General features: G+C 69.3%; 20 protein-coding genes and 1 tRNA gene. 6 read left to right on the plus strand and 15 right to left on the minus strand.

Features of this window, described 5'->3' with window-relative positions:
- Nucleotides 1-84: 84 nt before the first annotated feature.
- The 3 genes from I2487_RS12900 to I2487_RS12910 all read right to left on the minus strand — a co-directional run bounded on the left by I2487_RS12900 (nt 85) and on the right by I2487_RS12910 (nt 2746).
- Nucleotides 85-1065, minus strand: a complete 981-nt coding sequence (locus tag I2487_RS12900) for a ribose-phosphate diphosphokinase (protein ID WP_036477284.1) — start codon at nt 1063-1065, stop codon at nt 85-87.
- Between the two features lie 53 nt (nt 1066-1118).
- Nucleotides 1119-2606, minus strand: a complete 1488-nt coding sequence (gene glmU / locus I2487_RS12905) for a bifunctional UDP-N-acetylglucosamine diphosphorylase/glucosamine-1-phosphate N-acetyltransferase GlmU (RefSeq protein ID WP_207169508.1) — start codon at nt 2604-2606, stop codon at nt 1119-1121.
- Nucleotides 2607-2674: 68 nt separating this feature from the next.
- Nucleotides 2675-2746 (minus strand) — tRNA-Gln (locus tag I2487_RS12910).
- 128 nt (nt 2747-2874) lie between these two features.
- Between I2487_RS12910 and I2487_RS12915 the strand changes: the two genes are divergently transcribed.
- The gene (locus I2487_RS12915; protein WP_207169509.1) at nt 2875-4746 is read left to right on the plus strand and encodes an ATP-binding cassette domain-containing protein; all 1872 of its coding nucleotides are present in this window, start codon (nt 2875-2877) and stop codon (nt 4744-4746) included.
- Between the two features lie 76 nt (nt 4747-4822).
- On the opposite strand, the gene I2487_RS12920 is transcribed toward I2487_RS12915, so the two are convergent.
- The 7 genes from I2487_RS12920 to rsmI form a co-directional block, all read right to left on the minus strand.
- Nucleotides 4823-5557, minus strand: a complete 735-nt coding sequence (locus I2487_RS12920; protein WP_207169510.1) for a hypothetical protein — start codon at nt 5555-5557, stop codon at nt 4823-4825.
- A gap of 121 nt (nt 5558-5678) precedes the next feature.
- Nucleotides 5679-6665: a 4-(cytidine 5'-diphospho)-2-C-methyl-D-erythritol kinase gene (locus I2487_RS12925; protein WP_207169511.1), complete on the minus strand. Its 987-nt coding sequence runs from the start codon at nt 6663-6665 to the stop codon at nt 5679-5681.
- Between the two features lie 9 nt (nt 6666-6674).
- Nucleotides 6675-7751, minus strand: a complete 1077-nt coding sequence (rsmA, locus tag I2487_RS12930; RefSeq protein ID WP_207169512.1) for a 16S rRNA (adenine(1518)-N(6)/adenine(1519)-N(6))-dimethyltransferase RsmA — start codon at nt 7749-7751, stop codon at nt 6675-6677.
- Entirely contained in the window at nt 7748-8806 is a 1059-nt protein-coding gene (locus tag I2487_RS12935) for a TatD family hydrolase (protein ID WP_345941435.1), read from the minus strand. Before I2487_RS12935 ends, rsmA begins: the two co-directional genes overlap by 4 nt.
- Nucleotides 8807-8971: 165 nt before the next feature.
- A complete protein-coding gene (locus tag I2487_RS12940) occupies nt 8972-9898 on the minus strand; it encodes a PDDEXK family nuclease (protein ID WP_207169514.1) in 927 nt (308 codons plus the stop codon).
- 216 nt (nt 9899-10114) lie between these two features.
- On the minus strand, nt 10115-11989 hold the full coding sequence (locus I2487_RS12945) for an AMP-dependent synthetase/ligase (RefSeq protein ID WP_218624095.1): 1875 nt from the start codon (nt 11987-11989) through the stop codon (nt 10115-10117).
- Between the two features lie 66 nt (nt 11990-12055).
- Complete coding sequence (gene rsmI / locus I2487_RS12950; protein WP_207169515.1) at nt 12056-12979, minus strand: 16S rRNA (cytidine(1402)-2'-O)-methyltransferase; 924 nt, start codon at nt 12977-12979, stop codon at nt 12056-12058.
- Between rsmI and I2487_RS12955 the strand changes: the two genes are divergently transcribed.
- The 4 genes from I2487_RS12955 (at nt 12978) to I2487_RS12970 (ending at nt 17138) form a co-directional block, all read left to right on the plus strand.
- Entirely contained in the window at nt 12978-14705 is a 1728-nt protein-coding gene (locus I2487_RS12955) for a dolichyl-phosphate-mannose--protein mannosyltransferase (RefSeq protein ID WP_255546367.1), read from the plus strand. The genes rsmI and I2487_RS12955 overlap by 2 nt on opposite strands.
- 91 nt (nt 14706-14796) lie before the next feature.
- Complete coding sequence (locus I2487_RS12960) at nt 14797-15999, plus strand: hypothetical protein (protein WP_207169516.1); 1203 nt, start codon at nt 14797-14799, stop codon at nt 15997-15999.
- Nucleotides 16000-16004: 5 nt separating this feature from the next.
- Nucleotides 16005-16724, plus strand: a complete 720-nt coding sequence (locus tag I2487_RS12965; protein WP_207169517.1) for a 5-formyltetrahydrofolate cyclo-ligase — start codon at nt 16005-16007, stop codon at nt 16722-16724.
- A 72-nt stretch (nt 16725-16796) separates the two neighbouring features.
- Nucleotides 16797-17138, plus strand: coding sequence for an FmdB family zinc ribbon protein (locus tag I2487_RS12970; RefSeq protein ID WP_207169518.1), 342 nt, complete (start codon nt 16797-16799; stop codon nt 17136-17138).
- Here the strand turns inward: I2487_RS12970 and cpaB are convergent.
- The 5 genes from cpaB to guaA all read right to left on the minus strand — a co-directional run bounded on the left by cpaB (nt 17118) and on the right by guaA (nt 25107).
- Nucleotides 17118-17729, minus strand: a complete 612-nt coding sequence (cpaB, locus tag I2487_RS15775) for a Flp pilus assembly protein CpaB (RefSeq protein ID WP_207173060.1) — start codon at nt 17727-17729, stop codon at nt 17118-17120. The genes I2487_RS12970 and cpaB overlap by 21 nt on opposite strands.
- A gap of 566 nt (nt 17730-18295) precedes the next feature.
- Nucleotides 18296-18532 (minus strand): hypothetical protein, encoded by a 237-nt coding sequence (locus I2487_RS12980; protein WP_207169520.1) that lies wholly within the window; start codon nt 18530-18532, stop codon nt 18296-18298.
- A gap of 101 nt (nt 18533-18633) precedes the next feature.
- The gene (locus I2487_RS12985) at nt 18634-22824 is read right to left on the minus strand and encodes a DUF4011 domain-containing protein (protein ID WP_207169521.1); all 4191 of its coding nucleotides are present in this window, start codon (nt 22822-22824) and stop codon (nt 18634-18636) included.
- A 207-nt stretch (nt 22825-23031) separates the two neighbouring features.
- Nucleotides 23032-23544, minus strand: a complete 513-nt coding sequence (locus I2487_RS12990) for a DUF456 domain-containing protein (protein WP_207169522.1) — start codon at nt 23542-23544, stop codon at nt 23032-23034.
- Between the two features lie 12 nt (nt 23545-23556).
- Nucleotides 23557-25107, minus strand: coding sequence for a glutamine-hydrolyzing GMP synthase (gene guaA, locus I2487_RS12995; RefSeq protein WP_207169530.1), 1551 nt, complete (start codon nt 25105-25107; stop codon nt 23557-23559).
- 218 nt (nt 25108-25325) lie between these two features.
- Between guaA and I2487_RS13000 the strand changes: the two genes are divergently transcribed.
- Nucleotides 25326-26123, plus strand: coding sequence for an alpha/beta fold hydrolase (locus tag I2487_RS13000; RefSeq protein ID WP_345941436.1), 798 nt, complete (start codon nt 25326-25328; stop codon nt 26121-26123).
- The last annotated feature ends 94 nt before the right edge of the window (nt 26124-26217 follow it).

The raw sequence follows: 26217 nt of genomic DNA on the forward strand, positions 1-26217 counted from the left end.
GCGAGCATCTGACCCCTCACGAGGCCTCAGATAGTCGCAGAATCCGCCCCTCGGCGCAGGGTGAGTGCGGGACGGCGCTGCTGGTTATGCGTGACCGTCGAAGAGGGAGGTCACCGAGCCGTCGGTGAAGACCTCCTTGATCGCCCGGGCCAGGATCGGCGCGATCGAGAGCACGGTGAGCGTCTCGAAGCGCTTCTCCTCGGGGATCGGCAGCGTGTTGGTCACCACGATCTCGCGCGCCCCACAGTTGGCCAGCCGCTCGGCGGCGGGGTCGGAGAACACCGCGTGGGTCGCGGCGATGATGACGTCCTTGGCCCCGGCGTCCTTGAGCACCTGCACGGCCCCGGAGATGGTGCCACCGGTGTCGATCATGTCGTCGATGAGCACGCAGGTGCGGCCCTCGACCTGGCCCACGACCTGCTTGGAGACCGCCTTGTTCGGCTGGGTCACGTCGCGGGTCTTGTGCACGAAGGCCAGCGGCGCGCCGCCCAGGCGCTCGGCCCACTGCTCGGCCACGCGGACCCGACCGGTGTCTGGGGAGACCACGGTGACCTCGTCGTCGGCGACGCGGCCGCGGATGTGATCAGCCAGCAGCGGCACCGCGAAGAGGTGATCCACCGGGCCGTTGAAGAATCCCTGGATCTGCGCAGTGTGCAGGTCCACGCTCATGATCCGGTCAGCGCCGGCGGCCTTATAGAGGTCCGCGACCAGTCGGGCCGAGATCGGCTCGCGGCCGCGGCCCTTCTTGTCCTGGCGGGCATAGGGGTAGAACGGGGAGACCACGGTGATCCGCTTGGCCGAGGCGCGCTTCATGGAGTCGACCATGATGAGCTGCTCCATGAGCCAGTTGTTCATCGGCGCCGGGTGGGACTGCAGCAGGAAGATGTCCTTGCCGCGGACCGATTCAGAGGATCGGACGTAGATCTCTCCGTTGGCGAAGTCGTAGGCGCTGATCGGCAGCAGCTCGGTGCCGAGCTCCTTCGCGATCTCCTCGGCCAGCTCCGGGTGTGCGCGCCCCGATGCCAGCACCAGCGTCTTCTCCCCGCTCAGCCTGATTTCGTCCATGGGTGTTGTTGCCTCTCGCCGGCGTTGCTGTGGGTGGGTTAAGTAGGTGGTCGTCAGACGGCGTCGGGCCGCGTGGACGCCTGGGCGTCGGCGGCCGTGGCCTGGGCGGCGTCGGCGGCTGCGGATCCTGGCCGTTTGGCCTGGACCCAGCCCTCGGCGTTGCGCTGCGGCGCGATGGAGAGCGCCAGCGCTCCGGCGGGCACATCCTTGCGCACCACGGCGCCTGCCCCGGTGTAGGCGCCGTCGCCCACCGAGACCGGCGCGACGAAGACGGTGTTGGAGCTGGTGCGCACGTGAGAGCCGATCTGCGTGCGGTGCTTGTTCTCGCCGTCATAGTTCGCGGTGATGTTGCCGCAGCCGATATTGGTGAACTCCCCGATCGACGCGTCACCGGCATAGCCCAGATGGCTGAGCTTGCTGCCCCGGCCGATCTCCACGTTCTTGGTCTCATAGAAGGCGCCGATCTTGCCCTCGGATCCCAGCACGGTGCCCGGACGCAGGTAGGTGAACGGTCCCACGCTCGCACCGGCGCCGATCTGGGCTCCGGAGCCGTGGACCCGGGTCAGGGTCGCAGCCTCTCCGACGATCACGTCGCGCAGCGTGGTGTCCGGGCCGACGACGGCGTTGCGCCCGATATGCGTGGCGCCGTGGAGCTGGGTGCCGGGAAGGATGGTGGAATCCTCCTCCAGGGTGACGGTGGCGTCGATCCAGGTAGTGGCCGGATCGATCACGGTCGTGCCGGCGCGCATGGCCCGCTCCACGATGCGCTTGTTCATCTCCGCGCCGAGGGCCTGGAGCTGGACCCTGTCGTTGGCACCCTCGACCTGCCAGCGGTCCTCGGTGATCACGGCAGAGACCCGCCCACCCTCGGACCGCGCGATGGAGAGCACATCGGTGAGGTACATCTCACCCTGCGCGTTGTCCGTGGTGACCTGGGCCAGCGCGCGGGTGAGCACGGCGGCGTCGAAGGCGTAGATCCCGGAGTTGATCTCGGTGATGCTGCGCTGCTGCGCGCTGGCGTCCTTGTGCTCCACGATCCCGAGCACGTCCTGCGGGTCCTCGGTGCTGCGCAGGATCCGGCCGTAGCCGGCGGCGTCCTGGAGCACCGCGGTGAGCACGGTGACGGCATTGCCGTCCCGCTCATGGGCCTCCACGAGCTCGGCGAGCATCTGGGTCTGGAGCAGCGGAACATCGCCGTAGGTGACGACGACGGTGCCGGTCTCCGCGGGAGCCCCTGCCGCGGTGAGCGCGTCCAGAGCACAGGCCACGGCGCGGCCGGTGCCGGGGACCTCGTCCTGGTCGGCGATCACAGCGCGCGGCTCGACCGAAGCGATGTGGTCCGCGACCTTCTCGCGCTGGTGACGCACCACGGCGACCAGCTGCTGCGGGTTCAGGCCCTTGGCCGCGCTCAGCGCGTGTCCGATCATCGAGACGCCGCCGATCGGGTGCATGATCTTCGGGGTGCTGGACTTCATCCGGGTCCCGGCTCCGGCCGCGAGCACGATCACTGCGGTGGGCTGGGAGGACTGGGTGTTGGTCACGAAGGCTGCTCCTCGACGCGGTATTTGGGACTCCTCAGTGTAGAGAGGTCCGGCGATCTCGACTGCCGTTCCGCCTCTAGGATTCGAACCTAGACTGCACAGCTCCAAAGGCTGGCGTGCTGCCATTACACCAAGGCGGAGTGCGACGGCGGTCCGAGGATGCTCGGCGCTGCGAACACCCTCATCTCCGGCCACGCGCTGGTCCATCTTTGCATGGGCCGCCTCGCGGGATGAAACTGCGACCCCACCGTGGCATTACCCTGGATGGGTGGCACATCTTCTCGGGGCCGAAGCCCTACACCTGGAATTCCCTACCCGCACCGTATTCAACTCGGTGACGATCGGCATCAACGAGGGCGACCGCGTCGGCGTCGTCGGGCGCAACGGCGACGGCAAGTCCTCGCTTCTGGCCATGCTCACCGGCCGGCTGGAGCCCGACTCGGGCCAGGTCACCCGGCGCAAGGGCGTGCAGTTCGGCGTGCTGGACCAGTCGGATGATCTCCAGGATGAGCACACCGTGGGCTATTCGGTGGTCGGCGACGCCGATGACCACGAGTGGGCCTCCGATGCGAAGATCCGCGACGTGATCGCCGGACTGGTGGCCGACATCCCCTGGGAGTCGAAGATCTCCGAGCTCTCCGGCGGCCAGCGCCGCCGGGTGGCGCTGGCGAAGCTTCTGGTGGGCGAATGGGACATCATCGCCCTGGATGAGCCCACGAACCACCTCGACGTGGAGGGCATCTCCTGGCTGGCGAACCACCTGAACCGACGCTGGCCGCGCAGCTCCGGCGGACTGCTGGTGGTCACCCACGATCGCTGGTTCCTCGATGAGATCAGCACCACCACCTGGGAGGTCCACGACGGCCTGGTCGAGCCCTTCGACGGCGGCTATGCCGCCTATGTGCTCCAGCGCGTGGAGCGCGACCGGCAGGCGGCCACCGTGGAGGCCAAGCGGCAGAACCTCATGAAGAAGGAACTCGCCTGGCTGCGCCGCGGCGCCCCCGCCCGCAGCACCAAGCCGAAGTTCCGCATCGAGGCGGCCAACGAGCTCATCGCCGACGTCCCGCCCCCGCGCAACCCGATCGAGCTGAAGAAGATGGCCACCGCCCGGCTGGGCAAGGACGTGGTCGACGTCCTCGACGTCTCACTGGCCTTCGGCGACAAGCAGATCCTCAACGAGGTCACCTGGCGGATCGGTCCCGGTGAGCGCACCGGAATCCTCGGAGCCAACGGCGCCGGCAAATCCACGCTGCTCAACCTGATCGCAGGCAAGCTGCAGCCCGACACCGGCCGGGTCAAGAGCGGCAAGACCGTGCGCCTGGCCACCCTGGATCAGCAGTTCTCCCAGCTGGCCGACATCGAGGGCGACCGGGTCCGCGAGGTGCTGGCCCGGGAGAAGACCCAGGTGGTCATCGACGGCAAGGAACACACCCCGGCGCAGCTCTTGGAGCGCCTCGGCTTCTCCACCGCCCACCTCTCCGCCCGAGTGGGCGAGCTCTCCGGCGGACAGCGACGCCGCCTGCAGCTGCTCCTGGTGCTGCTCTCCGAGCCCAACGTGATGATCCTCGACGAGCCCACCAACGACCTCGACATCGACATGCTCGCCGCCATGGAGGACCTGTTGGACTCCTGGCCCGGCACCCTGATCGTGGTCTCCCACGACCGGTACCTGCTCGAGCGCGTGACCGATCAGCAGTACGCGATCTTCGACGGACGCATGCGCCACGTGCCCGGCGGCGTGGAGGAATACCTGCGGCTCAAGAATGCCCGGGCCAACGGCGCCTCCGCGGACACCTCAGGATCTGGCAGCTCCGGGTCCGGTGGCAGCGCCGGTGGCGGGTCGAGCAAGGCTGCGGCCGTGGCACGCCGCGAGGCGATGAAGTCTGCCTCGGCCTCCTCCGCCGGTGGCCCGGCGCTGAGCAGCGCCGAGGAGCGCGAGGTGCGCAAGGAGGTCGGATCGCTCGAGCGCAAGATGCAGAAGCTGATCACCCAGATGGAGAAGAAGCAGCGCCAGATGGCCGATCATGATCCCAGCGACTTCGAGGGTCTGGGCAAGCTCACCGCCGACGTGAGCCGGCTGCAGAGCGAGAATGCGGCACTCGAGGAGCGCTGGCTGGAGCTCTCCGAAAAGGTGGGCTGAGCGGGTCGGGCTGAAGCCGAGACCAGCTCGGCCTGGCTGCTGAGCGCTCAGCCCGGCTGATGCTGGAGGCGACCCTTCACAGCCACTCGTCGCCGACTTCGAGGTAGTTCGGGCCGCCTTCGGGGGCGAGGGTGCCGGCGTCGATCACCCAGGTGCCGTCCTGCGCCTTGTTCAGCTCGATCGGCGCCTGGTCTTCGATGAGGGCCCAGACATACTCCCGGGAGCAGTCGCCTCCTGAACCGGCCACCTCCGGGTTCGGAACGATGTACACCCGAGAATGCGTTCCTTGTTCATCGACGAAGATGTAGTCATCGTCGAAGACCATGTACGGCGTCTCGAGTTCGTTGAAGAAGGCATACGCGTACTGGAAGTACGACGCGTGGGAGAAGGCGAGCACGACGTCGTCGATGTCCTCCGGGCTGGCGCGGCTCTCCTCGTCGGCGACGTCTCCGAGGTAGTCCGTGTGCTCGAGCACCTCACCCAGGTGTCCTCTGGATTCCTCGTAGACCAGGGGCTTGTACTGCCTCCACCCCACGTCCGCCTCCTCGGGCAGACGCTCATAGATGCTCTCGACGTCGACCTTCCCCACGGAATCGTTGAAATCCTCGATGGCAGCGCGAACCTCGAGAACGTCGGCTCTATCGGAGGTGTTCTCCGAATCGGCCGGGGAATCCGCAACCGGCTCTGGTCCCGCGCAGCCCGTCGCGGCCGAGACGATCCCTTCCACGGCAGACGCGACAGGTGCGCACGCGACCATGGTGAGCGCCGTGGCGGGAATCAAAAGGACTGCTGGGATCGCTCTGCGGTTCATGCTCAGCCCTGTTTCGCGAGGAGGAGTTGATCTGTCTGAAGTATGCCCTGGAATCCTCGGTGGCGGAACTGCCCCGCGCACCGTCACCCTGGGCGAAGCCTCAGCGCAGTCCCCGCTGGCCTCAGATATCGCGGCCGTTGATCAGCCGCGCCCCAGGAGCCGGACCGGTGACCGGTATCGCCCACACCTCGGTGCGCTCCTCCAGGCTGGTGCAGAGCTGATGGGCGGATTCCGCGTCCCGGGCGAGGAACACCAGGGTCGGGCCGGAGCCCGAGACCATCCCCTGCAGCGCACCCTCGATCATGCCGATGTCCATCATGTCTTCGAGCGAGGGCAGACTGGCCACAGCGGGAGCCTGCAGGTCATTGGCCATCAGCGAGGCCACCAGCTCGGCGTCGGCGGTGCACACCGCCCGGACCAGGTCTGGATCCAGGACCGGCGCCTCGGCCTCGACTCCGGCCTCGGCGCGCATCTGGTCAAGCTTGGCGTATACGCCGGGCGTGGACAGCCCCGTGTTGGCTGGGACGAGGACCAGGTGAAGCTCCCCGCGGCTGAGCAGCGGCGAAAGCTCATCGCCCACACCCTGACCCACGGCCGCCCCGCCCAGGATCGCGAACGGCACGTCGGCGCCGAGCTCGGCACCGAGCTCCGCCAGCTGCTCCTTGGAGAGCCCCGCCTCCCAGAGCGCCGAACAGGCCACCAGAGCGGCGGCGGCATCGGCAGAGCCTCCGCCCATCCCCCCGGCGACCGGGACGTTCTTGGTGATCGTGAGGTCCACCCCGTCGGTGATGCCGAGCCGGTCACGCAGCTTCGAGGCGGCGCGGTGCACCAGGTTGCGCTCATCGAGCGGGATCGCCGCGGCCACCATCTCCTGGGTCTCCGGATCCCGGGTCTGGACCTCGGTGAAGCTGGAACGCTCCGAGAGGCTCACCGTGATCGCGCCGTCCTCGCGCCGCGCCGCGCTGACCTCCTCATAGAGCGAGACTGCCAGATACAGCGTGGCGACCTCGTGGTAGCCGTCCTCGCGAAGCGGACCGACCCGCAGGCTCACATTGATCTTGCCCGGAGCTGCGGCGGTGACATGTCCGAAGAATTCGCTATCGCGCATGCCTCGACCCTACTTCTCGCCACTGACATGTGGGACCGCGCGGTCCGGACCGGAGCCGGGCGCGTCGTCGTCCGCGGTGGGGTCCGGCGTTGCGTCCGCGGTGGGGTCCGGCGTCGGGTCCTCGGGCTGGGCTTGCGTTGTGTCCTCGGCGGGGGCAGCGCGCAGCGCGGCGGCGATCGCGGTGAACCCGGTGATGTCCAGGGTCTCGCCGCGGGCGGAGGGGTCCACTCCGGCGGCGCGCAGCACCGCCTCGGCGCGGGTCGGAGAACCGGCGATCCCGGCCAGGCAGGCCCGCAGGGTCTTGCGTCGGGTGGCGAAGGCAGCGTCGATGACGGCGAAGACCTCTTCGCGGCTGAGCTCATCGGAGGCCTCTTCGCGCCGGTCGAAGCGGACCAGCCCGGAGGAGATTCTGGGCTCGGGCCAGAACACCCGCTTTCCGACCACGCCGGCCTTGCGCATGGACGTGTCCCAAGCGGCCTTCACACTGGGAACACCGTAGATCTTGGAGCCGGGCCCCGCGCAGAGCCGATCCGCGACCTCGTCCTGGACCATGACCAAGCCCTTGCGCAGCGAGGGCAGGATCTGGAGCAGGTGCAGCACCACCGGGACCGCCACGTTGTACGGCAGATTCGCGACCAGCACCTCCGGGCCCTGCCCGTCGCCGAAGTCCGCGAAGGACTCAGGCGTGAGCTTCAGCGCGTCCTGCTCCATCACACGCAGATTCCCGGCACGCTCGGGCCGGAAGCTCTGCACCGTCTCAGCCAGCTGGCCTGCCAGCTTGGGGTCGATCTCCACGGCGCTGACCAGCGCCGATTCATCCAACAGGCCCAGTGTCAGGGAGCCGAGTCCCGGTCCGACCTCGAGCACATGCTCACTGCCGTCGAGATCGGCGAGGCTCACGATCCGCCGGATCGTGTTGGGGTCGATGACGAAGTTCTGTCCCCACTGTTTGGTGGGGCGCACGCCGAGCTGATCCGCCAGCGCGCGGACATGGGCTGCGGAGAGCAGCTGCGGCGGTGACGGCTGCGGTGACGGCTGCGGTGACGGCTGCTGCGGCGAGGACGGCGGTGTCTTGGAGTCGCTCATGTCCAGCTCCCATAGGCCTGGGTGGTGTTGAACATGATCTGCTGGCACATCGAGTCCAGCCCGGTGTCGCGCACCTGGGCCATGAGCCGCATGGTCTGCGGGATCAGATACGGCGCGTTGGGCTGCCCGCGGTAAGGGTGTGGTGTCAGGAAGGGCGTGTCGGTCTCCACCAGGATCAGCTGCGGATCGGCGACCGAGAGCGCCTCGCGCAGAGCACGGGCGTTCTTGAAGGTGACCGTGCCGGCGAAGGACATGTACCACCCGTTGGCGTTGCAGATCCGAGCCAGGTCCGCGTCGCCGGAGAAGCAGTGGAAGACCACCGAGCTGGGCAGGGTGGGCGCGGCGTTGAGCACCTCCACCACCTCTGCGTGAGCCTCGCGGTCATGGATCTGCATCGCGAGTCCGCGTTCGACGGCGAGCGCGATGTGGTCCTCGAAGCTGCGTCGCTGGGCGGCGATGCCCTCCTCGCCGGTGCGGTAGAAGTCCAGCCCGGTCTCGCCGATCGCCACCACCTGGTCATGGCGAGACAGCTCGCTGATCTGGGCGAACGCGGTCTCGTAATCACCCTGGGCGGCGAGCACCGGTGCATCATTGGGGTGCAGCGCGACGGCGGCCTTCAGCGCAGGGTGCTCGGCGGCGGCGTTCACCGAGAATTCCGAGGATGCCACGTCGTAGCCCACGCACAGCGCGCCGACCACGCCGACGGCCCGGGCGGCCTCGAGGGCCTGCTGCACCGAGACCGAGATCTCCCCGTCCCGGAAGTCCAGGTGGGCGTGGTTGTCGATCACCGGCACAGCCAGCGGCTCGGGGGCAGGCGGGTACTGCAGCCGGCGCTTCTTCCCGGATTTCTCCTCCGCCTGATCGCGAGCGGGGCCCGTGGCAGCCCCGGCGGTGACGCCGTCAGCGGAAGCCTCCGAGGCGGGGGCTGATCCGGACGAGACCGGGCGCGCGCCGTCGTCGTCGGACGGTGCCGGCCGATAGGCGGGCGGGGTCTCCCCCGCCACCGCGGCGGGGCTCGACTCGGCGTCTGGAAGGATTCGCTGCTGATGACTCACGGTCATCAACTCTATCGCTCACCCCCTGCCTCGCCTTCCACACCACGGCCTCCGGCTGCTCGCGCCTCGAAGGACCTGGCCTCCCCTGGCTGGGGCGAGAACAGGTGCCATATCCCGTGCGAAACCCTCCACAGCACCCGTCATCGCCCCAGGAACCGCAGCGAGTCAATCCCGGCGGTGCGTGACGGCACCACGGACCTGACGCGTCGCGGAGACGAAGCCCTCCGCGTGGTCCCTGGCGTTGAAGCGCAGCACGATCCATCCGGCGGCCAGGAACGCGTTGTCCCGCCGCTGATCGGCCATCGCCTGTTCCGGGGTGAAGTGGCTGGCGCCCTCGTACTGGATGGCGATCTTGAGTCCCGGATATCCCAGGTCGGCGCATCGGGAGCGCGGGTCATCCGCGTGCAGCGGCACCTGGAGCGTCGGCTCAGGAAGCCCTGCGCGGACCAGCGCGAGTCGCAGCCGGGTCTCGGCCCCGGAGTCAGCACCCACCCGGACATACGGCAGGGCTGCCAGCGCCCGCGCTCGGCCTGGGACTCTGATCACGCGGGCCAGGGTCTCCCGAAGCTCATCGATCGTCGTGTAGGGATCCCGCCTGCCCTCAAACTTTGGATACGGGGACCGCACCAGGTGGTCCCCGAAGCACACGAGCTCCACCTCCTTGAGCGCGGCGGCGAAGTCCAGCCAGGTGCGCGCCGGGCTCGCCACACGAGCTCCCTCGAGTCTGAAGTGATCATCGAGCACGGCGGACTGCCGGTGGCTGACCACCTCGGGGCGTCGTATCCGCCGGTTCGACTCTCGCGGTTGGGTCAGGTGTATCGTCTCGCTCTCCCCCAGCCGTCGGGGCGGCTCCCAGCCATAGAGGCGGGCGGCGGTCGCATGCGAGATCCAGCAGTCCGGCAGGATTCGAGCCAGGGCTAAGGCATCCTGCAGAGAGGTCCGCTGCGACGCGGCTGAGATGTGGAGCCCATGGGCCAGGCAGCGGATATCCCGACGCCGGACCCGATCCTCATGCAGCTCCAGCGATCGCAGATCCGCCCGGGTGAACACGCTCTCCCGGAGGTCTGCTGGCAGTTCCTGCGGCTCCCGCATGGGAGACATCCTGGCCCATGCGCAGCATCACATCGGAGTTCTCCACAGGTCTGAACCTCGAGACTCGACACCCGAGGTCGCTGGGGCGCAGACGGGTGTATCAACCTCGGGAAGACAGCTCATTCCGCCTGTTTGCGCCCCGCAGAGGCAGGGAGAGGCGCACGCACGCAGGCGGGACGCACCCAGGCAGAGGCAGGCAGAGGCGCCCGGCCCGGCTCAGTTCGCGTAGATCCAATCGATGACACCCTCGAAGTCGGCGAGCACCCGATGGCGCTGCAGCTTCATTGAGGCGGTCATATGACCGGACTCCTCGGAGAGTTCGACGTCGAGCAGCTCGAACTTCCTGATGGACTCGGCGCGGGAGACCCTGCGGTTCGCGGCCTCCACCGAGAGCCCGATCTCCTGGCGCACCCGGGGGTGCTTGGCGGCGTCGATCAGCGAGAGCGAGCGGTAGCCCTGAGCCCGGCACCAGTCGGCCACCGCGTCGGCGTCCAGGGTGATCAGCGCGGCGACATAGGGCCGGTCATCTCCGACCACGATGACCTGCGCGACCAGCGGATGCGCCCGGATGACCTCCTCCATCGGCATCGGGTAGACGTTCTTGCCGCCTGCGGTCACGATCAGGTCCTTCTTGCGCCCGGTCAGCCTGAGGAAGCCGTCCCCGTCCAGGTCCCCCAGATCCCCGGTGCGGAAGAAGCCCTCCGCGTCGAAGGCCTCGGCCGTTGCCTGGGGCTGCCCGTGATACCCGTCGAAGATCACCGGGCCCTTGAGCAGCACCTCCCCATCCGGGGCGATCCTCACCGTGTTGCCGGGCACCGGGATGCCCACGGTGCCGATGCGCGTGGCGCCGGGGATGTTCAGCGTGATCGGGGCGGTGGACTCGGTGAGCCCGTAGCCTTCCTGGACCGGGAGTCCCGCGCCGGTGAAGAAGTGCGCGATCTCCGGGTTCAGTGAGGAGGCGCCGGAGATCATGTAGCGCACGCCGCCGCCGAGGCGGGCGTGGAGCTTGGCGTAGACCAGCTTGGCGAACATGGCGCGCCGCGCGCGCAGCCGCATCGAGGGGCCGGGGCCTTCTCCCGTGGCCTCGGCCTGCAGCGCCTTCGAGTACGCCACGGCGGTCTCCTTGGCGGTCTCGAAGACCTTGCCTCGACCCTCGGCGCGGGCCTTGGCGGAGGCGCCGTGGTAGACCTTCTCGAAGACCCGCGGCACCGCCAGCAACCAGGTGGGGCGGAAGCTGGCGAGGTCCTCGAGCAGATTTTCGGAGCTGGCCGAGTGCGCGACCTGCACGCCGCGGTGCAGACACATCAGCTGCACGGCCCGGGCCAGCACATGGGCCAGCGGCAGGAAGATCAACGTGCGGGACTCGTCCTCGCCGAGGATCTGATCCGCGAAGGGCAGCATGTTCGCCGAGCCTTCGGCCAGGTTGCGGTGCGTGATGCGCACCCCCTTGGGCCGACCGGTGGTCCCGGAGGTATAGACCAGCGTGGCGACGTCGTCCAGGCCGGCCCGTGAGCGGGCGGCTTCAAGCCGCTCATCGGAGATGTGCTCTCCGGAGGCGGTGAGGTCATCGAGCTGGAGCACCTCGCCGATGGGCAGCACCGTGGGGCGGTTCCCGTTGAGCTTCGCAGCGGCCGCGCGGAGGTGGTCCTGGAGCTCCACGGTTCCGGCGAGCGCAAGCTTGGCACCGGAGTCCTTGAGCAGGGCGCTGACCTGGTGCGCGGAGCTGGTCTCATAGATCGGCACCGAGATCGCTCCGGCGAACCAGATCGCCTGGTCCACCACCGCCCAGCTGTAGCTGGTGGGCGCCATCACCGCGATCCGGTCTTGGGGCTCGACGCCGAGCGCGATCAGCCCCTTGGCGACCCCGCGAACCTGGTCGAGGAAGCTGGTGATCGAGACGTCCACCCAGCCGCCGGTCCCGTTGGGCACGGCATAGACCGGATGGTTCGGGCGGGCGGCGAAGAGGTCAAGGACCCCGTCAGTGGCGTTGGTGTGCGGCTCCAGCCACGCGACCTGCGCGGTGGCAGCTTCGCGGATCTGGTTGCTGCTCGTCTGGGTGGGATGTTCGCTGCCCACTTGCTCCTCGGTCATGACCCCGCCTGCTCATCGATTCCCCTGCGGTGGAGTGCCTCTCCGCTCTGCAGGTCATTCTACTGTTCAACCGGACTCTTCGGCGCGTCTCCGGGCAAGTGCCGCATCATAGATCTCGCTGGCGGGGACGGCATGCGCGGCCGCGAGCTCCTTGGCCGCCGTCTTCAGCTTGGCACCCTCGGCGACCCGCTGTAGAACGACGTCGGCCAGCTCCTGCAGGCTCATCGGTTCACCACCTGTTCCGGGGGCTGACCCACCGCCCAGGACCAGGACCATCTCGCCGCGCAGGTGGCGCTCGGCCGCCAGGCCGGCGAGCTCGCCCAGGCCGCCGCGCAGCACCTCTTCGTAGCGCTTGGTCAGCTCCCGGGCCAGCGCCGCCGGACGGTCCTCCCCCAGCGATGCGGCGAACTCACGCAGCGTGGCGGCGATCCGGTGCGGGGACTCGAAGAGCACCGTGGTCCACTCCTCGGCCGCCAGCCGGTCCAGCAGCTTCTTACGCTCACCCGCCTTGCGGGGGACGAACCCGGCAAAGGTGAACCGGTCGGTGGGCAGACCGGAGAGGGCCAGCGCGGTGGTGACCGCAGAGGCACCCGGGGCAACGGTGACCCCTACGCCCGCGGCGATGGCGGTCTCCACGAGCCTGAACCCCGGGTCCGAGACCGAGGGCATGCCGGCGTCGGAGACCACGAGCACCCGGGTCCCCTGGCGCGCCTGCTCGACGAGCTCCTCGGAGCGCGCCGCCTCGTTGTGCTCGTGCAGGCTCACCACCCGGGCCTGGAACCTGACCTGCAGCGCCCGAGCCAGGTGGCGCGCGGTCCGGGTGTCCTCCGCGGCGATGACCTCCGCGGTGGCCAGCAGCCGCTTGAGCCGATCGGTCGCGTCCCCAAGGTTGCCGATCGGCGTCGCAGCGAGCACGATCGGGGTGTCCCACAGGCCGGAATCATCGGGCTCCCGGGTGTGCTGCGGCTGCTCTGCCTCGCCTGACTCCATGACACGCCCGCTTCTGATCGGTGACCGGCTTGCGCCAAGTAGCATACCCATAGTGAACCCCGCCGAGCCTGTCCGCAGCACTCCGGCCCCCGCCGGGGTGACCGGGCGCCTCACCGAGCCGGAGCCCGGCAGCCTCTCCCGGATGCAGCGCCGGCTTCAGGCCGAGGCCTACCGGCCGGGACTCTGGGGCTGGATCCTGCCCGGGATGATCACGCTCCTCGCCGGAATCCTGCGGGTGAGAGATCTCGCCACCCCACACCTGCTGATGTTCGACGAGACCTACTACGCCAAGGACGCGTACGCGCTGATGCTCGCCGGCTACGAGCTGGTCTGGCCGGATGACGCCGACGATGCCTGGCTGGCCGGTGAGCCGCAGCCCACCGGTGAGGGCGGCTACGTGGTGCACCCGCCGCTGGGCAAATGGCTGATCGCGCTGGGGCTGCGGGTCTTCGGGACCGAGAGCGCGTTCGGCTGGCGGATCTCAGGGGCGGTGGCCGGCACCCTGGCGGTGCTGCTGATCGCGCTCATCGCGCAGAGGATGTTCCGCTCGGTCTTCCTCGGCGCGTTCGCCGGGATGCTCACCGCGATCGAGGGCCACCACCTCGTGATGAGCCGGGTAGGCCTGCTGGACATCTTCATGATGCTCTTCTGCCTCGCGGCCTTCGGCGCCCTGCTGCTGGATCGATACAGCGGACGACGGCGGCTGGCCGCCTGGGCGGTCGACCCGGGCCCCGAGGGACACCGGGCCGGCGGGCCGTGGTTGGGAGTTCGCCCCTGGCGGCTTCTGGCGGCCGTGCTGCTGGGCGCGGCGGTGGCGGTCAAGCTCTCGGCGCTGGCGTTCCTCGCGGTCTTCGGCATCATGGTGATCCTCTGGGACCTCCAGGCCAGGCGCCTTGTCGGGGTCGAACGCTGGGCCAGGTCCGGGATGCTCAAGGACGCCCTCCCGGCGGTGGTCACGGTGCTGCCCCTCGCAGCAGGCACCTACCTGGCCAGCTGGAGCGGCTGGCTGGCCACGCAGGGAGGCTGGGGCCGGCAATGGCACCTGACCCACCCGGCTGAGGGGCTGGCCCGGCTGGTGCCGGATCCGCTGCGATCACTGTGGAACTACCATGTCTCCGCCACGGACTTCCATCAGGGACTCAGCAGCGGACACGACTACGCCTCCACCCCTTGGACCTGGCCGTTCATGGGGCGACCGGTCTCGATGCACTACGACTCGGTCTCCGCCGGAGAGACCTACGCTCAGACCGGGGAGATCTGCGCCGCGGAGACCTGTTCCTCAGCGGTCCTGGACCTGGCGAATCCACTGATCTGGTGGAGCGGGTTGATCGCGCTGATCCTGGTGACGCTGCTCTGGGCCGGGCGCCGAGATTGGCGCTACGGTGCGATCCTCTCCGGCATGGTGGCAGGACACCTGGTCTGGCTGGTCTTCCCGGGCCGGACCACGTTCTTCTTCTATACGATCAGCTATCACCCGTTCCTGATCCTGGCGCTCACCGCGATCGCCGCCCTGGTGCTGCGCATCGGCACTGCGACTCAGCGCCTCGACGGGACCCCGCGTCCGGCGGCCGTGATCGTAGCTGCACGAGCGCGCAACACCGTGATCCTGCTCTGCTTCGTGATGCTGTGTGTGGCCGTGTCGGTGTTCTTCCTCCCGCTGTGGACCGCAGAGCTGATTCCCTACGAGCAATGGCGCATGCGGATCTGGATCGATTCCTGGCTCTGAAATCGCGGGGCACCCGGCCTGCCTCGATCCTCTCCGACTCCTCGGGCCTAAGCTGGTGGGAGCCAAACCGGTCGAAAGGAACGCCATAAGCATGCTTGACCCCGCCGCATCGCTGCCCTCGCGCCCGCTCTGGGCCGAGGAGGCCCGCTGGTCTGTCGAGCGGGCCTGGCCGGTCCCAGGACAGCCGCAGGTGTTGGCGGTGGAGGTCACCGCCGCGGAGGATCTCGAGTCCGCAGGTTTCTCAGGCGCAGCAGCATCAGGCACAGGCTCCCCGGCCGGAGGTTCCTCAGGCGCAGCAGCATCAGGCTCGGCGGCCTTGAGCTCCGGTGGGGCACGGCGCGCCCGACGAGCCGGGTACTACCGGGTCGAGCACCAGGGCGGTGCCGCCCGGCCCGGCGAACACCTGGAGCTGTTTCCGCCGAACACGGATCCCGCCCTGCCCGCCCTGCAGCAGGCCGCCCGGGGCGGTCTCGTGATCGCCCACGAACCGGGCCTGCGTGCAGTGGTGTGGCATCGCGACGAGGCGAATGAGACCTACACGGTCGTGCTGCCCGCTGGCGGAGCGAGCGAGCTGCTCGCGGGCATGCGGCGGGCGCAGGCGTTCTCCGGTCCGTTCAGGCTTCCCCGATTGATCAGCCATGGTGACTCCACCGCCACGTTCCAGGCGCTGACCGGCGTTTCGCTGCACCGACCTCACCGGATCGGCGCGCAGGCATGGGAGACCGCCTGGGAGCAGTCCCTGGACGCGTGGTCCACCGCGATCCAGCACCCGGGCGAGCTGCCCGTCAGCACCCCGGTGCATGGGGCCGCCACGGAGATCCGCCGCCTGCAGCGCTGGGAGGCGCTGGTCAGGCCCTATATCGTCGGTTCGGAGAACTTCCAGCGAAACGTGAGGACGGCCTGTGAGGCGCTGGCCTCGATCCCCGAGCGACGGATGGTGCCCGCCCACCGACAGCTGCGTGATGAAGACCTGCTCTACTCCCCGGAGGTGGGTCCGGCTCTGGTGAAGGTCTCCAGCGCCGGATGGGCCCACCCCGCACTGGACCTGGGCGGACTGCGCGCCTGCGCGAAGTGGAACGAGCTGCGCGGGCTGTGGGACGCGCCCCGTCGCGCGGTGGTCTTCCGACTGATCAACGACGCCGCCTACCGCAACGGTGTCGCCGCGGATGCGTTGGAGGCCTATGAGCGCGCCGCCCTGCTGCGCCTGAGCGCCCAGTTCACCCTCTCCCCCAAGCTGGCCGACGCCGCAGAGTCCCTGCGCGCCAGTCTTCTGCAGCCGGAACCGCGGGGCTGAGGTTCATGCCCGTACCCGATGCCTCCTCCGACACCTCCTCCGAATCCGGGGACGAATCTCGAGACGAATCCACGTCCGCCGCCAAGGCCGCCGTGCGGTCCCGGCTCCGAGCGGCTCGCCGAGAACTTACTGCTGAGCAGCTCTCGATCCGCGGCCGGGCACTGTCTCAGGTCCTCCAATCGGTGGTGCCGGCCGGCTCGGCGGTGGCGGGGTATCTCCCGATGCCCGGCGAGCCCGACGTCCGACCGTTCCTCATCGACCATGCCGAGGTCGGCAGTCCGGTATATGTCCCGGTCATCGCCAGCTCAGCAGACCGACTCCTGACGTGGGTGCCGTGGTCGCCTGCGGCGCAGCTGCGGCGCAGCGCCTTCGCGGCCGTCGAGGAGCCCCTGGGTGACAGGCTCGACACCGACACGCTGCGCGAGCGTCACCCCGAGGGGCTCACCGTCCTGGTGCCCGGCCTGGCGGTGGACCATCAGGGGGCTCGCATGGGCCAGGGCGGCGGCTTCTACGACACCGCCTTCGGAGCCGGCACCGGTCAGCCGATCTCCACCTCCGGCGGGCCCGCCGCGGGGCACGCACCCAACCTCGGTCCGCTGCGCTTCATCGCCGTGGTGCACGCCGAGGAGGTCCTCCCCCCGGGGGCCTTTCCGGTGGAACCCCACGACCTGCGCGTGCACACCATCGTGACCGAACGCGAAGCCACCACGCCACGGCCCTTATAATCGACTGGCAGTATTGCCGCAGTCTGGCCGGTGCACCCGACCGTCCAGCACCCTTCACCTCTGAGGAACTCGATGCCCACTTACGCCTATGCCTGCAAGGACTGCAGCCATGCCTTCGACATCGCCCAGACGTTCAGCGAAGATTCGCTGACCGTCTGCCCCGAGTGCCAGGGCACATTGCGCAAGAAGTTCGGCTCCGTGGGAGTCTCGTTCAAGGGCTCCGGCTTCTACCGGACAGACTCCCGCGCCGCCGCCAGCTCCGGCGGCGAGACCTCGAAGAGCTCAGGCTCCGAGGGGTCAGCGGCCAGTTCCAGCGGCGGCTCCTCCGATTCCTCCTCCACCAAAGCGGCCTCCGGTGCAGGCTCCTCGAGTTCAGGGTCCGCAGGCTCCGGCTCATCGGGCACCTCCAGCTGACTCCTTGGGAGTGCTCACTCCCTCCCGGGCGGTGGCTGGCGGTCCGCCTCCGCGCAGACTCAGGTGCAGGCTTCCCTCCTGAGTGGCCTGGGCGATGGACTCCGCCGCAGCAGGATCCACGGCCAGAATCACGACGCCGCCGGCCTCGGTCCCGCTGGGCAGCCAGTTCTCCGAATCATCCTGCGGGGTCCACAGCACCGGCACTGCGGTCGCCACCAGCTCTGAGGCCGAGCCCCGTTCCGGGGTGTCGCTCGATGCCAGGACATCCACCCGCTGACCCGGTCTGACCAGCGCGACCATCGCCGGATCTGCCGGACGCACCGGCACTGCCACCGTGCCGCGCTGCTGTCCGGCGAGCAGGCCTGGACCCACGAGCTGATCCGGGTGGATCAGCGCACCTGCTGGCATCGGCACGGCGGCCTGACGTCCCACCACCTGTTCGGCCTGCACGGAGTAGTCGTGCGGAACCGCGGCCACATCGACCTGGACCTCTTCCACCACGGCGGCACTCAGCCGCTCCCCCGCCCCGATATCGGCACTGACCCGAAGCGCCGCAGTGGTCTCCACCTGCCCCTCGGCCCCGGTGAGCACCGCCGTCCCGGCGACCCCCAGACCCAGGACCAGAGCGAGCGGTATCCGGAACCGCTGGATCAGCCGGGGCAGCCCGGCGCCTCGCAGACGGCGATTGATCCCCGGGGACCTGCGCCGCTGGGCCCGGACCGCGGGGGGCCAGCCGACGGGAACCGGCCTCGCAGAGGGCCGGACAGCTGGTGCCGGACCGACGCGCCGTGTCGAGGCTGGACTTTCCGGCGATCGCCCCGTGCTCGGCGAAGCCGGCTGGGTTCGGGACCGGCGGGGACGCTGCGGAAGGAACGGACCGGCAGGCTCCGGGTGCGGGCCAGCGCGCCGGTGCTCACCACCGGAATCACCGATGGTACCGCCGCCGGAACCACCGCGGAGACCGCTGTGGGAACCGCTGGGGGAATCACCGCGGGGCCGGGTACGTCGCAGAGGACTGATGCTGGACATGTCCACCAGCCTCGCCCACCGGGACGCCTCAGGTGCCGAAACTCATAGCTCTGTGGAGCCGGGGCGAGGTCTGCGTCGGCACGGTGGGCTGGGGAAAAGTGCCCCCGCTCGACCTGGAAGGTCCAGGATCAGCCCCAGTGTGGGGGCCGCTGACTCAGGATCCATTGCTCATGGTCCGTCAGGGGCGCCTCGGGGCTGGGACGCTGCGATCGGCGGGGCTCGCCAGGGGTCCGCTCCCCCGCAGGATCCGACGCCTGTTCCGAGGACCCGGCGCGGTGCCCCACGGGCACCTCGTCTTGGTTGAAGGGGTCCGTGAAGTCAGACTCCACGGCGTGGGACTGCCCCGAGGTCGGCGGCGCGACCACGCGCCGTCGTGGCCTCCGCCCGGCACCGCCAGAACCGGCGCCACCAGACCCGGCACCGCTAGAACCGGCGCCGCCAGACCCAGCACCGCCAGACCCGGCGCCTACTGCTTCCATGCCCCGCGCTCCCGCGGCGGCAGCCACTTCTTGGACTTGCGGTGAGAATCCTCGTCCTCGAGGTCCGCCGCTCCTCCGAAGCGGATTCCTTCGCCCCGGAGCTCCTGCTCGCGGGCCCTTCGGCCGCGCGGGGTCTCGCTTGCGGTCTGCACGGTGATCCGGCCCGCCTCGGCGAACTCCGGGCCTGAGGCCAGACCGACCTGTTCGGCCACGACCTCCGTGCAGCGCACCGGGTTGGAGAAGACCTCGATGGTCCAGAGCGCCATATAGCTCCAGCCCAGCGCCTCGAAGGCGGCGGGACGCTGACGGGAGCGCTCGCGCACCGACATCGCGCCGTAGCTCCTGGTCCCGTCGGAGACCATCGCCACCGGCACCATGGGCTGATCCGAGGTGACCCTGCGGGAGCAGGCGGCGAGATCCAGGGTCCCGCGGAACCCGTCCTCGACCCGTCCGCCGCGCGCCCGGATCCGGTCCACCAGATCCAGCACCAGCGGATCGGTCAGCTGCGCGGAGGCGGTGGGGTTGTCCGAGCCTTCGAGGCCGAGCCTGATCAGGTCATAGATCTCACGGGCGCCATAGGTCAGCAAGTCGCGGTCCATATCGGCGTTCGAGAGCGAGGTGACCACGCGCAGATGCTCTCGAGCCCGGGTCAGCGCGATCGCGAAGTGTTCGCGGCCGCGCACCTCGGAGAGCTCCCCGAAGCGGGTCGCCGCCTCGCCCTTCACCGAGCGTCCGAAGCCGAGGCTGAAGATCACGTCGTCGCGGACCAGGCCGGTGGCGCGCTCCACGGGAGTCACCACGAACCTCTCGCCGTGGGCGCCTTCGGTGAAGAACGGCTTCGCCCAGGTGTGGTTGGCCAGGTTCAGCCGGATCGCGTCGGCGACCCGCCGGGCGTGCCAGGCGGAACCGGTGATCACGGCCAGCGAGTGCCCGCGTCGGGAGCGCACATGCTCGAAGACCATGTCCACCACCCGGTTGACCTCACCGGTCGGGGATTCCACGGCGTCGCGGTACCCGGCCTGGATGCCCGCGACCAGCTCCACGGTGAAGCGGCGATCCTGCCCGGTCAGCTGCGCGGCGTCGGGGAGGCGCGTGAGCTCGCCGTCGTAGAGCGCGGAGGAGAGCAGCCCGGTGAGCTCCTGGTCGACCCCGCGGTGGACCTGACGCAGCGCATGATGCGGCAACACGGCGGCCAGCTCCTCGTAGATCGAGGCGGGGCGGGGCTGTTCGGTCTCGCGAGCCACCGGATCGGCGGAGACATGGAACGGGGTCGGGGAACCGGCCACCGGGTCGCCGAAGGCCACCACCTGTTCGGCCCGGGTCACCGCGTTCAGCGCCGTGGGCACCGCGAGCGACTCGGCGTCGAGCAGGATCACGACGTCGGCGCGGTACTCGGGCGGGAACTGCTCCCCGAGGCCCAGCGGCGAGGTGGTCCAGATCGGGACCAGCGGCTGGGTCACCTTGGAGTTGATCGTCTCCAGGCCCTCGATGGTGGGCGTGGCGTCGCGCAGCAGGGCGCGCAGGTCCGCGGCGGCCTGGGGATGGGCCTCCACGGCCGACTTCCAGCGCACCGCCAGGGCATGGCCGAGGCGCTGCGCGCTGGACTCGATGTGCCCCGCGTCGGAGCTGCGGAAGGCCTCCTCGACGCTGCGCAGGTTCTCACCGGTGGTCATCGCCAGGTAGTCGTCCCCAGAGATCATCGCCTCCAGCGCGGACTGCCACCAGGCGAGCTCCAGCTCCTCGGCGACCACGCTCGCGCTGATCTCGCGCTCGGAGAAGTCCTCGATGAGATCCCGGAAGCCCTGCTCGCGCAGCTGCTCGCCGAGCAGCGTGCGCTCGGGCAGGGTCTCCAGCGGCTTCTCGTCGGCCGCCAGGGTCTCCACGGTCTCCAGCAGCACCTCGATGGGCATCTCGGTCAGCGACCCGGTCTCCAGCACCTCATCAAGACGCTGCAGCCGGGCCTGGACCTCACCGAAGGCGTCGCAGAGCGCATCCAGGCGGTGCGGCACCTTCGGCGCGGAGCCGGAGAGGGACCACTGGTTCCATTCCTCCCGCTCGGACTGCACATCGATCAACGAGGAGTGCAGATCACCGATGGCGACGCCTGGGCGCACGTACTCCTTGGCGAGCCGGCGCAGCCGGGAGCGGGTCACCGAGGTCATCTCGACGTTGTTCTGCCGACGCCACCATCCCGGGGCGGTGGCGGCGATCAGATCGTCCACCGCGCGGGCATAGACGTCGTGGCTGAAACGGCCCAGGGATTCCTGCACCCGCTGGAAGAGCAGCACCTGGCTGTTCCACTCGCTGAAACTGGCGCCCGGGGTGATCCCGGCAGCCTCGCAGGCGGAGACCATCATCTGCTGCAGCTCCGGCAGCTGTTCGCGCAGCTCGATGACCAGGGCCATCGCGTCCCGGGTCTCCTGTCGGTTGGAGAGCCGGGCGTGGAACCAGGGGCTGTCGCGGGTCTCGGCGGAGAAGGCACCCAGCTCGGCGGCGCGCTTGAGCTTCACGGTGATCTGGCTGCGGTCCACGGTGTTGTCCAGCACCGAGCGCTTCAGCCGGACCGAGGTCGACGGCGCCGGGCTCAGGCTGGTCAGCGCGGCCAGGGCCTGCATGGCCTGGTAGGGCGAGCAGTCCCAGCGGCGGCGCACATTGTGCAGCGACTTCACGTGTTCCACCAGCTGATGGCGGGACTTCTTCAGCCTCGTCTGCAGGGTTCCCAGCCGAGGCGGCTCGGCCCGCTCATTGCGGCGGATGGCGCGGATCAGCTGATCCCGGATCTCCTCGGAGGTCCCGGCGGCGGAGATGTTCCCGGCCAGCGTGCCCAGGTGGACCTCGGAGAGCCGGTTCTTGAACTGCTCCAGGGTGGCGGTGCGCTCGGCGAGGACCAGCACCCGTCTGCCCTGCCAGGCCAGGCCGGCCGCGGCGTTGATCGCGGTCTGGGTCTGACCGGTGCCGGCGGGGGCGGAGACCACCACAGACTGCCCGGCGAGCACCGCGTCCAGCGCGGCCTGCTGGTGCGGATCCGCGTCCGCGACCAGGCGTTCGTCGCGGGGCTCCCGCTCATCCACCGGGGGCAGGTCTCTGCGGGCGCGCTCGGCGCGCGCCTGGCCCAGCGGCTTTCCGGTGGCCATGGCCCGGATGACGGGGTGATCCAGGTCCAGCCCGGTGGGATCTCCCAGGAAGGTCAGGTCCGCGAAGGTCGAGACATAGAGCTGGCGCCACACCTGCACCGAGTGCAGGGTGTCCACGCCCCCGGCGATCCGGGCCAGCGCATCTGCGGGTCGGTTGGGGTCGAAGCGGGCGGTCACATAGCCGGAGCTGTGGAACTCCACCGGGTCCAGCCGGGTCCCGTGCCGGGAGCCGAAGTGCCGGATCAGGGCAGGGTTGAGCCGGGCGGGCGCGCTGAACTGGATCTCGAAGTCGCCGCTGCCGTCCTCACGCGGACGCAGGGTGATCGGCACCAGCATCACCGGAGCCGTGAAGTCCTCGGTGAACTGCTCCCCCGAGGAGGACTGACCGGCATCCTCGGTCCAGCTGACCACCCCGGCGGCGAGGAAGCCGACGTCGATCCCGCGCTCCTCGGACATCTCGCGGGTCTTGGCCCGGATGCCCTGGGCGGCCTGCTTGCCGATGGTGAAGGCATGCTGATCGTTGAGCAGCGTGGAGAGTCGGGTCTTGCGGCCCGCCATCAGCTGCATCATGCCCGAGGAGTTGGCGTCGGTGAGGTCGATGGCATTGTGCTGGCTCGGTGAGAACCGCAGCATCGTGTCGTTCTCGGTGCCCGAGCCCACAGATTCCAGCCAGGCCGCCATCGGGTCGCGACCGTGGGCTGCCCGGGGTGCCGAGGGCGTCGAATCTGGCGACGCCGCGGAGCCCGCGGATGCGGGTGAGGAAGGCGAGACCGGGGAGTCCGGAGAGCCGGGCGACCCGGGCGAGTCTGCGGACCCGGGCGAGTCTGCGGATCCGGGCGACTCAGGGGAACCGGGCGATCCGGGCGACTCTGGGGTCGACGCCGATGCGGCCGAGCTCGCGGAGTCTGCGGAGGCCACGGACTGCGCAGAACCCGGGGAGTCCGGAGCGCCGGGCGAGTCCGAGGCCGCAGCGGCGGCGTCGTCGTCGGTGTCACGGTGCTGATGCTCCAGCGCAGGTGCTGCGGGCCCATTCTCGGACGGCACGTCCCACTCCTCAGCGGCTGGTTCTTTGCTCACAGACGACCTTCCACAATCCCCACCGGGATGGGCTCACGCCCATTCCGGCACCCCCGTCTCCCTCAGGAACGACGAGGATCGCCGATAATTACATGCAGTGAAGTCTAGTGATCCCGGCGGCACAACCCGCAATCGGTTTCAGCCTGACCTTGAAGCCGCCGGTCGGGCCGCGAGTCAGGGCCAGAAGTGGATCAGTGAGCCGATCAGGAACGCAGAGATCGCGAGCCCGGCGAGCAGAAACTCCAGCAGGATCCCGAGCCCGACGGCGCGCAGCGCATGCAGGCTCGCAGTCCCGGCGGCACGCCAGTCGCGCTCTCGGCGCACGAATTCGGCACCGAAGAGCCCCGCGGCGAAGCCGATGAACAGCCCCAGCGGCGGGAACACGATCAGCCCGATCAGGGCCGCGAGGATCGCGATCATGATCGGCCCGCGCGGAATCTGCTGCCGGTGCAGCGATCGACCGGTGAGCACCGTGGAGCTGCCCCAGCCGATCACGGCCAGGACCACGCCCAGGATCGCCGCGGTCCAGGCCACCGGGCCGCCCATAAGCACCGCCCAGACGATCAGGGTGACGATGATCAGCAGCGAGCCCGGCAGGATCGGCAGCACCACGCCGAGCGCGCCGAGCACCAGCAGCAGCCCGGCGATGACAGTCGTGATCGCCTCGGCGGAGGGAGCATCAAGCATGAGTCGTCTGACTCACTCCCATTCGATGGTGCCTGGCGGCTTGGAGGTGACATCCAGGGTGACCCGGTTGACCTCTTCGACCTCGTTGGTGATCCGGTTGGAGATCTTGGCGAGCAGCTCATAGGGCAGCCGTGACCAGTCTGCGGTCATCGCGTCCTCGGAGGAGACCGGGCGCAGCACGATCGGGTGGCCGTAGGTCCGGCCGTCGCCCTGGACTCCCACGGAGCGGACGTCGGCGAGCAGCACCACCGGCATCTGCCAGACCTCCTGGTCCAGTCCGGAGGCGGTGAGCTCCTCGCGGGCGATCGCATCGGCCTTGCGCAGGATCCGCAGCCGGTCCTCAGAGACCGAGCCGATGATCCGGATGCCCAGGCCGGGGCCGGGGAACGGCTGGCGCTGCACGATCTCGGCCGGCAGTCCGAGCTCGGCACCGACGGCTCGGACCTCGTCCTTGAACAGCGCGCGCAGCGGCTCGACCAGCTTGAAGACCATGTCCTCGGGCAGCCCGCCGACGTTGTGGTGGGACTTGATGTTCGCCGCGCCCTCTCCGCCGCCGGATTCCACGACGTCGGGATAGAGGGTGCCCTGGACCAGGAATTCCACCGTGGCGCCGTCGGCGGCCGCCTCGGCGAGCACCGCCTTCTCGGCGCCTTCGAAGGCCCGGATGAACTCCCGGCCGATGATCTTGCGCTTGGTCTCGGGATCGGTGACGCCCTCAAGTGCGGCGAGGAAGCGTTCCCGCTCATCGGCCACATAGAGCTTCGCGCCGGTGGCGGCGACGAAATCGCGTTCGACCTGTTCGGCCTCGCCTTCGCGCAGTAATCCGTGATCGACGAACACGCAGGTCAGCTGGTCTCCGATGGCCTTCTGCACGAGGGCGGCGGCCACGGCGGAGTCCACGCCGCCGGAGAGTCCGCAGATCACCCGGGCGTCCCCGACCTGGGCGCGGATCGCGGCGACCTGTTCTTCGACGATGTTACCGGTGGTCCACTCGGGGGTCAGGCCGGCGCCGTTATAGAGGAAGTTCTCGATGACCATCTGGCCCTGGGGCGAGTGGCGCACCTCCGGGTGCCACTGCACGCCGTAGAGCCTGCGCGCCTCGTCGGCGAAGGCTGCGACGGGAGCGCCTTCGGAGGAGGCCAGCACCTCGAAGCCCTCCGGTGCCTGCTGCACGGAGTCGCTGTGTGACATCCAGGTGGACTGGACGGTATCGGTGCCGGTGAGCAGCGAGTGCGGGGCGTTGACGCTGCGCACCTCGGTCTTGCCGTATTCGCGATCACCGGTGCGGGCCACCTCTCCGCCGAGGCTGTGCGCCATGGCCTGGAAGCCGTAGCAGATGCCCATCACCGGGATGCCTGCCTCGAAGAGCTCGGTCTCCACCTCGGGGGCGCCCTCGGCGTAGACCGAGGAGGGTCCGCCGGAGAGGATCACGGCGGAGGGGTTGCGCGAGATGATCTCTTTCGCGGCGAGGGTGTGCGGGACGACCTCGGAGTAGACCCGGGCCTCGCGGACGCGGCGCGCGATGAGCTGGGCATACTGCGCGCCGTAGTCCACCACCAGCACGGTCTGGGCCTCGGAGTTCGAGCGCTCCACGGCGGGAACGGCAGAGTCTGCGGAATCAGGCTGAGAAGTCACCGTCCCATCCTAAGCGACAGCATCCGCAGCGCACCGCCCTGTCCCCGGAGGTCCTGCTCACAGACGGCCTGCTTGGAGACCCGTCGAGGGCTCGCCGTAGGATGATCGGGACCAGATTGCACACCTGTGAACAGGAGAGACTCATCGTGACTGCCGAATCATTCTCACTCAACGCTGCGCAGCTGGGTGAGTCTGGCGAGACCGTGGTGTTCCTGCACGGGCTGTTCGGGCAGGGGAAGAACTTCACCCAGATCGCGAAGGCGCTCTCCCCCGAGCTGCGCTCTGTGCTGCTGGATCTGCCCAACCACGGCGCCTCCGACTGGACCCAGCGCTTCGACTACGTCGAGCAGGCAGATCTGGTCGCGGATCATCTGCGTCGCACCGTGGCCAGCGAGGCTCCGGTGCACCTGGTGGGGCATTCCATGGGGGGCAAGGTCGCCATGGTGCTGGCCCTGCGCCACCCGGAGCTGATCAGCCGCCTCGCCGTCGTCGACATCTCACCGGTCGCCCGGGAGTCCATGGGTGAGTTCGATCATCTCATCGACAGTCTGAGCCGCCTGGACCTGGCCGGCCTCTCCTCCCGCGGCGAGGCTGATGAGCTCCTGCAGGAGCCGATTCCCGAGCGGATGGTCCGGGGCTTCCTGCTGCAGAGCCTGGTGCGCGACGGCGAAGGGTTCCGGTGGCGGGTGAATCTGGACCTGCTCCATGAGTCGCTGCCGCAGATCGGGGGCTTCCCGGAGTTCACGGACGAGACGTTCGAGGGCCCCGTGCTCTGGGTCGCCGGCGCCGAGTCCGACTACGTGCAGGATGACTTCGCTCCTGCCATGCGGGCGCTGTTCCCGCGCGTGAGCCTGACGACGATCAAGGACGCGGGTCACTGGGTCCACGCGGAGAAGCCCGAGGTCTTCTCCGCCGTGCTCAAGGCCTTCTTCACAGCCGACTAGGTCGAGAACGACGACGGCGCTCCCCCGCGCGCTGCCTTTCGCCGCGGCGGGGCGCCGTCATTCGCCCCCGCGCGCTGCCTTTCGCCGCGGCGGG

Origin of the sequence: Nesterenkonia sp. E16_10 (assembly GCF_017347085.1) — a bacterium.
Classification (GTDB): Bacteria; Actinomycetota; Actinomycetes; order Actinomycetales; family Micrococcaceae; genus Nesterenkonia.